Origin of the sequence: Sulfurimonas sp. (assembly GCF_050296975.1) — a bacterium.
Taxonomy (GTDB): Bacteria; Campylobacterota; Campylobacteria; order Campylobacterales; family Sulfurimonadaceae; genus Sulfurimonas.
The window spans coordinates 220,801-231,518 of record NZ_JBNKRX010000023.1 but is presented as its reverse complement, the minus strand read 5'-3'; the positions used below and the strand labels follow the sequence as shown (position 1 = coordinate 231,518).

The following is a 10,718-nucleotide window of genomic DNA, read 5'->3' as shown; positions in this document are numbered from 1 at the left end:
AGTAGTTATAAACTAATATTTTCTTCCACTATTTTTAAAGCTTTACTAATCTCTTCTTCATTTAATTTTCCATCTTTATGAAAGAGAAGCTCCCCTGTTTTTGAAAAGATCAAGATATCTGAATTGTCATCAGCAACACCCCACTCTTTTACAATTACACTATTCATATCTTTGACATAAAGTGTATGTGGAAATTTTTTCTGTTTTTTCTCTAACGCCATCTGAATTGCAAAATTTGGTTTCCATGATGCTGCCATATTTATCACTGCAACACTTCCAAACTTTTCTCTATCAAAGTTTTTCTCTTTTAAAGCATCTGCAAATGCTTCATTTAGATCTTTTTCATCTGGATCAACATAAAACATCACTAACACTTTATCTTTTAATGTTGTAGAATCCCACTGTGTTCCATCTTTAACTAAACCACCATTATCTCCTGAAAGTACTACATTTTTAGGGATTTCACCAATTGTTATAGCCTTTAAACTCAGTCCAAATACTATCAAAAATAAAAAAGAAACTACCCGCATCTCATTCTCCAAAAATTCAAATATTGAAACTATTGTATCTAGTTCAAGCTGAAACTAGATTTTTGAGTACAGTTTATGTATATCCTCTTTAAAATATTGCTCAAAAGGAACTGTATGTTAGATTTTGGACCTTTCAAATCTCTTTCAACAAAAGAGTTTCAACAAAAAAGGGAAGAAGGTATAGCTGTTATTGATATAAGAAGAGATGATGAGTGGGAAGATTATGGGGTTATTGAAGGAAGTCATAAAATCACATTTTTTGATGCACTAGGACAATTTGACTTAGAAGTATTTCTCAAACTCTTTACTCAAATAGTAAAAGATCAAGAACAACCTTTTATTTTGGTATGTGCACATGCAAATAGAACAAAAACAGTTGGTGAAATAATGGGCTTACAACTTGGATATAAAAATGTTTATGAGTTGGATGGTGGGATCAATTGGGGTTGGATTGATAAAGGTTTAGAAACACTAAAAGGTTGAAAGCCCATCTTTTAGAGAAGTATAAACACAATAGCAAAAAGAGTGTTTTTATAATTGTCTTGTGTTTTGTACTCTCTATACCCTTTTGAGATTGCACTTGCTACGATGTAATTTTTCCCATCTATAGTGATATAGTCATTTACAGATGTTTTCATTTTTGGATTTACAAATTTATCATCTATATCTATCATTTGTAAAGGTTTATAACTATCTGAACTACTTGCAATAATTGTTTTATGTGTATCAACAAAAAGTGAAAATCCCTCTTTTGCATTTGGGAAACTCTCTTTGAGCATTGCTTGAAACTCTACCTCAGCATCAAAGACTATTCCTATCCCACCAACTGTTTTGTTTTCATAAGAGATTGTAGCATTATAAATATATGTTGGTTTTTGCTCGTAAAAAGGGCTTACTTGAAATTGACTGACATAATAGTTTTGTGTATTTTTATTTCCAAGTACATATTTTACCAAAGGGTCATCAAAACTTTTTCCAATGATACTTTGATCATTAGAGGCTGCTATAACATTACCTTGTTTATCATAAACAAATAGATTAGTATATACAGTATAGAGTTCATTGATATACTTTAACGTATCATTCATAGCACTTACATCTGGCTCTTTTTGGATTAGTTGATTTTTAAATAAAGGAGTTAACGCCCACCATCTAGAATCATTGGCTCTCTCGTAAAGATTTCTATCCATAATATCTATGGCTAAATGTGCTGATATACTTGCATCGTGTACTAAAGATGCTGATATTAAATCTTCTAAATTTTTCACAGAAGATTTGATAATTTCTAAAAGTGAACTACTAATAGCTCTTAAGTTATCAAGAATTGGGTGCAATACATATACTTTTCGTTTTGAAGCTATCAATTCACCATTTATGATTACATCATTTAAGTCCTCAACTAAAGCATCTGCTTTTTCAATGATGGCACTAAGTTTTTCATTTAAAGTTACAGATGTAGTAGGTTTTTCTTCTGCCTCACTTGAGTGTGACTGATTTTGTGTATGTCCTATAGATACACCATACCAGGATTCTATCCCACTATACCCTTGATAACCATTTGTTTTTACAGTAACTGCTACCTCTTTACTCCCTACTAACTGATAAGGGATATTTTTATATGTCGGTACCTCTTTTATATAACTATTACTTGATGCTATTAAACCTTTGTTATCTGCAAGACAAACAACTTCATTTTCAGTACCTAAATTTTTTAAAATCAGTTTTAACTCATCTTCAAATTTAAAACACAAACATAACACACCAATGTTTTGACCATGAGCTTCAATTTTTTGTACGTATACAAGTGTTTTTTCTTGAGTTTTAAAGATATCTGTATAAGCATAGCGTTCAATATAGCTATCGCTACTTAATGCCTCTTTTAAAATCATATCTTGAGAGTTTTTTATATAATTATTTGGATTGATATTAACTTTTACATTTCCATCTGTATCAAAAACTACAATTTCATTATATACAGAGTATTTTGCAACATACTCCTCAAGACGTTTTTGTATACTTGAATACTCTACCGCATCAGTTGTTAAAAAATCAACGATGACTGAGTCTGTTGCCAAAAAACCCACATCCGCAGTACGTTCAAAAAGATTTCTTATGAGTATATCTATCGCTATTTGTGCTTTTGATTCTAACTCGGCATTAAGTTTTTTTACATTTTCGCCTAAAAGTGCCTCTACTAACTCCTCCTGAATTTCATTGAAAGTTATAGCAGTAGTATCTGTAAATTCAAAAAGTGTTGAAGCAACATGTAAAGCAACAATTTTACCTGTTAATGTCACTCTATTAAGGAGTTTATTTTGACTGTCCAATTCTGACATCGTATTAGCAACAAATGGGAATACGTTAAGTAAAGAGTTCATTCATACCTTTAGTTATTATATGAATTTTAAATATACATTTTTTATACCTTGAAAATTTAATTGTATAAGATTAAATATTAGCTATATTTGATAAACTCTAACATTTACAATCACAGAGATATGAAAGGCTACAATAAAGATTTTTCACTGTTTTCTGATAAACAGCAAAATCAACTAGCAATGTGAATTATTCATTATAAACACAATAAGCATTTTCAAAATAATTTCCATTTGTGAAATAACAAGCCCCCCTACATCCAGCCCTACAATATGCACCCATATCACAGTCCTTACATTTACCACTCAAAAGAGATTTGTCAAATTGACGATTATATGCAAAATTATCTTCTTTAAACCATATGTTACTAAATGATTCGTCTCTAATATTACCTTCTATAAAAATATCATCATAAAGAGATTCACACCCTTTTACATTTCCTACACTGTCTATACCAACAACACTTAGCCCTGCGTGACATCCAGCCCAGTAGTTTATATCTCCTGGATTTCCTCTTATAAATCTTTCATTTTCATCATAATAACCAATATTATCACCAGTATAAATTCTCATTTTTCCTTCATCTCTTTTTTGTTTAATAAATGATGTGACTTTTTTAATATTTTCAATTGATATCATCTGTTCTCGTCTATCACTAAAATTTCCCATAGGATTTGCTAGTTGTAGTTGCCATATTTGTACGTTATTTTCAAGAAAAAAATTGTATAAATCTTCTAAATCTGCAACATTAGAATCAATCAACGTAGTATTTACCCCTATTTTTATATTTTCTTGGTTTAAACGATCAATAGTTTTGATTAAATGGTCAAATGATTTGGGATTGTTTCTAATAGTATTATGTTGTTCTTTCATCCCATCTATAGAGAGTGCAATATTTGAAAGTCCAGCATATTTTACCTCTTGAACTTGTTTATCATTAAAAAGGTATCCATTTGTTATGATATTTACTACAACACCATTATCTGTAAATCTACGTGCAATTTTTTCCCATCCATTATAGAGAAAAACCTCACCACCAATAAGTGTTACATACTCACAACCCAAATCGATAAGTTCATCTGCTAAAGTTAGGGCTTCCTCACAAGACAATTCATTTTTTCGTTCTTTTCCTGCTCTAGAACCACAGTGGAGACAACTCATATTACATTTTAAAGTCAGTTCCCAAACACAATTTTTAGGGATATATTTATTTGTATTCATATTTTTACCTTCTATATTAATGTTAGCCGAGAGTATTCTCTCGACTATTATGATTATTTTGGTTGAGCCATATAAAGAACGACTATTGGAGAATATCCCTTAATTTGCCCAGAATTAGCTCCTATAACGACATTGTTTCCTAAATTAGTTCTAAAATACCAGTATGGTTCTGGTGCTTCAGGATGAGTTAAAGGCCATGATAAACTTACTTCAACAAACTTATCACCGCCATTTTGAGTATGAAAGATTTTTACTGCTTCTTCAATATCAATTTTATAACCATCAAATGAAACGATACCTAGTGGACATCTGATAGGTACTGGTTGTGTCATTCCTATTAAAGGGGGTCTTGCTGTATAATACTCATGGCATGATCCATCTTTATCTCTTACAATGATATTCCATCCTAAGATATCTTCTACAGTACTTCCTATACCGTTTCTTATAACTCCATCTTTTCTTTCTAAACCTATAAATTCTACACCTGTTTTTTCCGCTGCTGCATCAAGATAACTTTTAATCTGTGACATTTTAATTCCTTTTTGTGATTTTCATTATTGAATTAAGAAAATTAATTTCCGGACTTACTGCTGAGTTACATTTTAGAATACTAAATTAGAAAACACCTCCTTTTATATATTTTTTTATGTTTTTTTAAAATATTAAAAAACATAGAATTACATCCTATTCCTTTTTTACTTAAATCTATATAAAAACATAAAATAATATTTTATGTTTTTATATATTAGAAATATTATTTTATGAAAGTTACTTTATTTCAGTCATTTTTTGTTAATCTTGATAAGTTTTTTTACAAAAAAACTTACTTTAAGTTATGGATACTATTATTCTTAATAAAAAAACAATAGCAATTGGAAAATCTTTATATGGCATTTAATCTCAAAGATACCCTAGTCATTGGTATATCTGCAACAGCATTATTTGATTTAAGTGAATCAGATCAACTCTTTCAAAAAGAATCAAAAAAAAGTCCTGAACACGCAATAGAAAAATATAGAGCCTATATGCTTAAACATGAAGATATTCCTTTAAATGAAGGAATAGGTTTTCCACTGGTTAAAGCACTTTTAAACCTCAACAAATACCAAGTTAAAGGTCAAGCTCCGCTTGTTGAAGTAGTTGTTATGTCAAGAAACTCTCCTGAAACAGGGATCAGAGTATTAAACACTATCAGAAAAATGGGCTTAAATATTACCCGTTCGGCTTTTACAGCAGGGGAACCTAGTGCTGATTATATTGAAGCGTTTGATGTAGACCTTTTTTTAACAACAAATGAAGTGGATGCACAAAAAGTTATCGATAGTAGAGTATGTGCTTCTGCTGTACTTTCAACGCCCCCACAATATAAGTGCGATACTCCTGAAGATCAAGTGCGTATAGCTTTTGATGGGGATGCTGTACTTTTTGATGAATCAAGTGAACTTGTTTACAAAGAAAAAGGGATTGAAGCGTTCCATGAAAATGAAAATAATTCACAAGATATTCCTATGAATGAAGGGCCATTTGCAAATTTTTTGAAAAAGTTATCAAAACTTCAAGAGAGACTCCCTATGAAAGTAGAACACTCCCCTGTACGCATCGCTATTGTAACAGCACGCAATAGCCCATCAGAACTTAGAGTTATTAAAACATTACGTCATTGGGGAGTATATGTTGATGAAGCATTTTTTCTTGGTGGAGTTGAAAAAAGCAATATTTTAAAATCTTTCAAAGCACATATCTTTTTCGATGACCAAGATGTGCATTTAAACTCTTCCTCTTTAGTAGTTCCATCAGGAAAAGTCTTGTATCCATCAAACTCGCCATTAAATAAAAAATAATTACATTTAGGTATAATACTAAAAATTTTACGACCATAGGAAATTTAATGATTACATTAAAACAAGCCCTACAATTATCAAAAGAAGAACTAACAAATTTTAAAGAAGAACTCCGAACAAAAATTGAAGCAAATAAAGAACTAAATGCTTATATTTCAGTAGATGATTTTGGTGAAGGGATTCCCATCGCTCTAAAAGACAACATTCAAGTAAAAGAATGGTCTGTTACATCTGGTTCAAACATCCTTCAAGGGTATATCGCTCCATACAATGCTACTGTCGTAAATAAACTCCTTGTTGCTGGTCTTAGCCCATTTGGTAGAACAAATATGGATGAATTTGCAATGGGTTCTACAACCGAATCAAGTTTCTATGGTAAAACATTGAATCCTCATGCACCTGATCGTGTTCCTGGTGGAAGTTCAGGTGGGAGCGCTGCAGCAGTTGGTGCTGGTCTTGCTATTGCAGCACTTGGAAGCGATACTGGTGGCTCAATTCGCCAACCAGCAGCATTCTGTGGTATTGTAGGGATGAAACCAACTTATGGTAGAGTAAGCCGCTATGGTCTTGGTTCGTATGCTTCAAGTTTAGATCAAATTGGTCCTATGACACAAAATGTTGAAGATGCAGCGATTTTATACGACATTATTAGCGGAAGTGATGAAAAAGATTCTACTAATGCACAGCTAGATGACAAAGTCACTCCAAATCTAAACTCTGATCGTAAACTAAAAATTGCAGTCCTCCCACACTATATTGAAAATGCAAGTGAAGATGTAAAAAATGCCTATAAACTAGCTACAGAAGCGCTAAAAGTTGCTGGACATGAAATAGTTGAAAAAGAACTAATGGATGCAAAGTATGATATCTCAGCGTACTATATCACTGCAACTGCCGAAGCTACAACAAACTTAGCACGTTATGATGGTATCCGTTATGGAAATCGTGTTGAGGGTAAAAACCTTGAAGATACTTTTGTTCAAACAAGAAGCCAAGGTTTTGGAGATGAAGTTAAACGACGAATTCTGCTTGGAAACTTTGTTTTAAGTAGTGGTTACTATGAAGCTTACTATGTAAAAGCACAAAAAACAAGACACCTCATAAAAGAGGAATATGAGAGAATTTTTGAAGATGTTGATCTTATTTTATCTCCTGTAGCACCAAGTGTAGCACCAAAATTTGGTGAACTTGCAAATCCTATAGATATGTATCTAAGTGATATCTACACAATTAGTGTAAACCTTGCTGGGTTACCTGCTCTTTCACTTCCAATTATGAAAAATAGCGAGGGTATGCCAGTGGGTCTACAACTGATCGCAAAACCTTATAATGAACAAACACTCTTTGATGGAGCGCTCAGCCTAGAAAAAGAAGTAAATTACAACTAAAGGAATATTTCATGGCGTATTTTGATAATGTAAAAGTTAAAGACAAAGTGTACGGTCTTGTTTTTGGACGTGGAAAAGTTACTGCTGTTTTTGAAGATTCTTACTATAAAATGATGGTGAAATTTAAAAATGGTTATGAAGTGCCTTACACAGAAGATGGTGTTCCTGGTTGGGGTAACTTTAAAAAACAAACATGTTATTATAGAGATGATGTTGACTTAACAGATGTTGACTTTACACCTGTTACAAAAGTTTTATCTCCTAAAAAAATCATTAAACTTCGTGAAAAGAAAAAATTAGAGATCAGACTTCCATCTGGTATTTGGACAGAATGTTCTAAATGTGTAGTTGGATATATTGAAGAGATGCTAGAAGCTGAAAACTATCATCTTTTTAGAAAGAAAAAATAAAAACTTTTTTTAAAAAAAGCTCTTAAGAAAACCATATACTTTTTTCATGTAAAATAGTTCCTATAAGGAGTTGTATGCATGAAAAAAGTTTTTCCATTTTTACTATTAAACCTCTTGTTTTCTGTCATATATGCTAAATCGTTAGAGGTGGACTTAAATACACTGAATTCACATTTACAAGAATATAAAATTTTAGATGCACGTTCAGAAGAACTTTATACAAAAAGCCATATTAATGGGGCTATCAATTTTCCAATCAATATGACCTACGCTAATTTAAAATTAAATGGAAAAATTGCAAACCCACTTCAAATGCAACAACTTTTACAAAAGTTAGGTTTAGATATTGATGACAATGTTGTTATCTATGATGATGGCTCATTCACCAATGCTGCAAGAATTTTTTGGGCTTTAGAAGTTTATGGTTTTAAAGATGTGAAGTTACTTGAAACAGGCTTTTCACATTGGAGAGAATTGCATTATCCAATCTCTAATACAACTCCAAAACTCAAACAAAGTAACTATATAGCAACTATCAACAATCAAAAACTTGCAACTAAATTTACAACTCTTTTAGCAACCAAAAATCCTAATTATGTTATTGTTGATGCTAGAACACTCCCTGCTTATTTAGGTAAAATCTCTTCAGCAAAACGTTATGGGCATATACCAAAAGCCATTAATATCCCAGCCCATGCAAATATATCAAAAGATCAAAATAGTTCCCATATAAAATCTATAAATAGTTTAAAAAATCTTTACAGCAAAATTCCAAACACTAAAAAAGTGATCCTCTACTGTACCATCGGTAAAGCTTCTGCTACAAATTATTTTGCATTGCGTCAACTAGGATATGATGTTTCAAATTACGATGCTTCTTGGAAAGAATGGGGAAATGATTTTAGTTTAGATATTGAAAACCCTTCAGCACAAAAATAAGGTCTTTCGTATGTGGAAAAAACTAAGTCTTAAATTTCAACTCATAGTTTTTATAACTTTAATTGTTTCGTTAGTTGAGATAAGTACATTACTTGTTATCTTTAAACTTCAAAAGCAAGATAGTATTGCTACAACAAAAAAAGAGATTCAGATTCTGACAAAATCTTTAAAAAAAGATTTTTTGGAAGTTCTACTCAACCCTCAAGCAGATCATCTCTCTGATATAAAATATAGACTAGATGCATTCAAAGACCTCCACGGTGTTTTACTTTTTAATGAAAAAAAAGAACCTATCTTTCAATATAAAACTATTCATGATTTAGCTGAACACAGAGAGTTTCTCTTTGAAAATTCACAGTATCATGACAAGGAACATTTTTTTGTAAAAGACACCATTGAACTTGAAAACTATATCTATGGATATATTTTTTTAGATTTGGACACATCTGCTTTTAATTATAAGCAACAACTGATTATCGAAAGTATATTATCTATTTTTATTATCTCGTTAATTATTGGTTTTTTAATCAGTATATTTTTAAGTAAAAGCTACACAGAACCTTTTACTCAACTGCTTTATGCAATGACAAATAGCGATCCAGCACATGGAAAAGTCATCTCTATTCACACTTCATTAAAAAATGAAATTAAAGATATTTTCAATGGATATACTAAATTGATGAAACAAGTACAAGATTCTGTTGTACAACTACGTTATCAAGCTAATAATGATCGCCTCACTAACATTAAAAATCGTTTTTTTATTGAAGATGAGATTAAAAAAGCACTTCAAGGATCAAATCAACTAGCATACAATCTTCTCCATATAAACCTTGATCAGTTTCAACTTGTAAATAACTCTGCAGGTCATCAAGCAGGGGATGAACTTTTAAAAATGATCGCATATGAATACTCAAAAATCGTTCCAAAAAACTCGATTTTTGCTCGTTTTGATGGTGATAGTTTTATGGTTTTGATGAAAGATTCTTCTAAAGAGAATGGTTTGGATTTTCTCTATAAATCTCAACAATTATTGCATAACTTTAGCTTCTCTTTCAAAAATGAAGTTTTTAGTATCTCAGCAAGTATTGGTATGATCCATTTTAAAGCATATGAATACACTTTTAAAGAGTTAATAAAAAATGTTTTTTCCGCTTTACATGTTGCCAAATCAATGGGACACAATAAAGTCTTCGTTTATGATACACAAGACGATATTCAACGTTTTAACAATGAAATATCTATAGCAAATTCTATTAAAGAAGCTCTTGGCGATGGAACTGCTAAATTTGAGCTGTATGCACAAGCGATTGTCCCATTACAATACGATACAGACAAAATAAGCTATGAGATTTTGATACGTATGTGGGATCAAAATGGTGAGTTTATTGCGCCTGACAATTTTTTACCAACTGCACAGCGTTATCAAATGATGTTAGAGATTGATATTTGGGTATTATGGAACTATTTAGAGATGGTAACTAAACATCCTCAACATATTCAAAAACTACACTCTGTGCATATAAATGTTGCAGGTTCATCATTCACAAATCCTGATTTTCACGATAAACTCAAAGAAGCTACACAAACTTTTGATTTTCCATGGGAAAAACTTGAACTCGAAATTACCGAAACTTCTGCAATAAATAGCTTTTCAAAAGCAAATGATTTTATCGATTGGCTTAAAGAGATTGGTATAGGTTTAGCATTAGATGATTTTGGAACTGGTATGGCATCGTTTGAATACCTAAAAAGTATGCCTTTTGATGTTATCAAAGATATGCACAATCCGCTTGATAAAGCAGTTATAAAATATATACATGAAATAAGCGCTTTAAAAGGGCAAGAAACAGTTGCTGAATATATCGAAATGCAAGAGGATGTAGATACACTTAAAGAGATAGGTATTACTTATGGACAAGGGTATTTTTTAGGTAAGCCAAAACCCCTAAAGCAATGGCTATAGTTTTACCTTTTTTTAACATCTAAAAAGGTATAATGCGAAAATTTATA

At 31.4% G+C, this 10,718-nt stretch carries 10 protein-coding genes; 6 read left to right on the top strand and 4 right to left on the bottom strand.

Going from position 1 to position 10,718, the window contains the following annotated elements; genetic code table 11:
- Nucleotides 1-5 precede the first annotated feature (5 nt).
- Nucleotides 6-530, bottom strand: a complete 525-nt coding sequence (locus tag ACQY56_RS07385) for a YtfJ family protein (RefSeq protein ID WP_428737284.1) — start codon at nt 528-530, stop codon at nt 6-8.
- A gap of 114 nt (nt 531-644) precedes the next feature.
- On the opposite strand from ACQY56_RS07385, the gene ACQY56_RS07380 reads away from it, so the two are divergent.
- Nucleotides 645-1,013, top strand: a complete 369-nt coding sequence (locus ACQY56_RS07380; RefSeq protein WP_428737283.1) for a rhodanese-like domain-containing protein — start codon at nt 645-647, stop codon at nt 1,011-1,013.
- A gap of 11 nt (nt 1,014-1,024) precedes the next feature.
- Here ACQY56_RS07380 and ACQY56_RS07375 read toward each other — a convergent pair whose 3' ends face one another.
- The 3 genes from ACQY56_RS07375 to ACQY56_RS07365 all read right to left on the bottom strand — a co-directional run bounded on the left by ACQY56_RS07375 (nt 1,025) and on the right by ACQY56_RS07365 (nt 4,657).
- Nucleotides 1,025-2,908: a cache domain-containing protein gene (locus ACQY56_RS07375; RefSeq protein ID WP_428737282.1), complete on the bottom strand. Its 1,884-nt coding sequence runs from the start codon at nt 2,906-2,908 to the stop codon at nt 1,025-1,027.
- Between the two features lie 187 nt (nt 2,909-3,095).
- Nucleotides 3,096-4,127, bottom strand: a complete 1,032-nt coding sequence (locus ACQY56_RS07370; protein WP_428737281.1) for a radical SAM/SPASM domain-containing protein — start codon at nt 4,125-4,127, stop codon at nt 3,096-3,098.
- Nucleotides 4,128-4,180: 53 nt separating this feature from the next.
- Nucleotides 4,181-4,657, bottom strand: a complete 477-nt coding sequence (locus tag ACQY56_RS07365; RefSeq protein WP_428737280.1) for a hypothetical protein — start codon at nt 4,655-4,657, stop codon at nt 4,181-4,183.
- A gap of 357 nt (nt 4,658-5,014) precedes the next feature.
- Here ACQY56_RS07365 and ACQY56_RS07360 point away from each other — a divergent pair, with 357 nt between their 5' ends.
- The 5 genes from ACQY56_RS07360 to ACQY56_RS07340 all read left to right on the top strand — a co-directional run bounded on the left by ACQY56_RS07360 (nt 5,015) and on the right by ACQY56_RS07340 (nt 10,671).
- Complete coding sequence (locus ACQY56_RS07360) at nt 5,015-5,968, top strand: 5'-nucleotidase (protein ID WP_428737279.1); 954 nt, start codon at nt 5,015-5,017, stop codon at nt 5,966-5,968.
- Nucleotides 5,969-6,015: 47 nt separating this feature from the next.
- Nucleotides 6,016-7,356 (top strand): Asp-tRNA(Asn)/Glu-tRNA(Gln) amidotransferase subunit GatA, encoded by a 1,341-nt coding sequence (gene gatA / locus ACQY56_RS07355; RefSeq protein ID WP_428737278.1) that lies wholly within the window; start codon nt 6,016-6,018, stop codon nt 7,354-7,356.
- A gap of 11 nt (nt 7,357-7,367) precedes the next feature.
- A complete protein-coding gene (locus ACQY56_RS07350) occupies nt 7,368-7,766 on the top strand; it encodes a hypothetical protein (RefSeq protein ID WP_428737277.1) in 399 nt (132 codons plus the stop codon).
- A gap of 78 nt (nt 7,767-7,844) precedes the next feature.
- Nucleotides 7,845-8,705, top strand: a complete 861-nt coding sequence (locus ACQY56_RS07345; protein ID WP_428737276.1) for a sulfurtransferase — start codon at nt 7,845-7,847, stop codon at nt 8,703-8,705.
- Between the two features lie 10 nt (nt 8,706-8,715).
- On the top strand, nt 8,716-10,671 hold the full coding sequence (locus tag ACQY56_RS07340; RefSeq protein ID WP_428737275.1) for an EAL domain-containing protein: 1,956 nt from the start codon (nt 8,716-8,718) through the stop codon (nt 10,669-10,671).
- The last annotated feature ends 47 nt before the right edge of the window (nt 10,672-10,718 follow it).

Coding starts and splice junctions, on each gene's coding strand:
- ACQY56_RS07360 (WP_428737279.1), top strand. CDS start 5,015: ATGGCATTTAATCTCAAAGATACCCTAGTCATTGGTATATCTGCAACA.
- gatA (WP_428737278.1), top strand. CDS start 6,016: ATGATTACATTAAAACAAGCCCTACAATTATCAAAAGAAGAACTAACA.
- ACQY56_RS07350 (WP_428737277.1), top strand. CDS start 7,368: ATGGCGTATTTTGATAATGTAAAAGTTAAAGACAAAGTGTACGGTCTT.
- ACQY56_RS07375 (WP_428737282.1), bottom strand. CDS start 2,908: ATGAACTCTTTACTTAACGTATTCCCATTTGTTGCTAATACGATGTCA.
- ACQY56_RS07365 (WP_428737280.1), bottom strand. CDS start 4,657: ATGTCACAGATTAAAAGTTATCTTGATGCAGCAGCGGAAAAAACAGGT.
- ACQY56_RS07380 (WP_428737283.1), top strand. CDS start 645: ATGTTAGATTTTGGACCTTTCAAATCTCTTTCAACAAAAGAGTTTCAA.
- ACQY56_RS07345 (WP_428737276.1), top strand. CDS start 7,845: ATGAAAAAAGTTTTTCCATTTTTACTATTAAACCTCTTGTTTTCTGTC.
- ACQY56_RS07340 (WP_428737275.1), top strand. CDS start 8,716: ATGTGGAAAAAACTAAGTCTTAAATTTCAACTCATAGTTTTTATAACT.
- ACQY56_RS07370 (WP_428737281.1), bottom strand. CDS start 4,127: ATGAATACAAATAAATATATCCCTAAAAATTGTGTTTGGGAACTGACT.
- ACQY56_RS07385 (WP_428737284.1), bottom strand. CDS start 530: ATGCGGGTAGTTTCTTTTTTATTTTTGATAGTATTTGGACTGAGTTTA.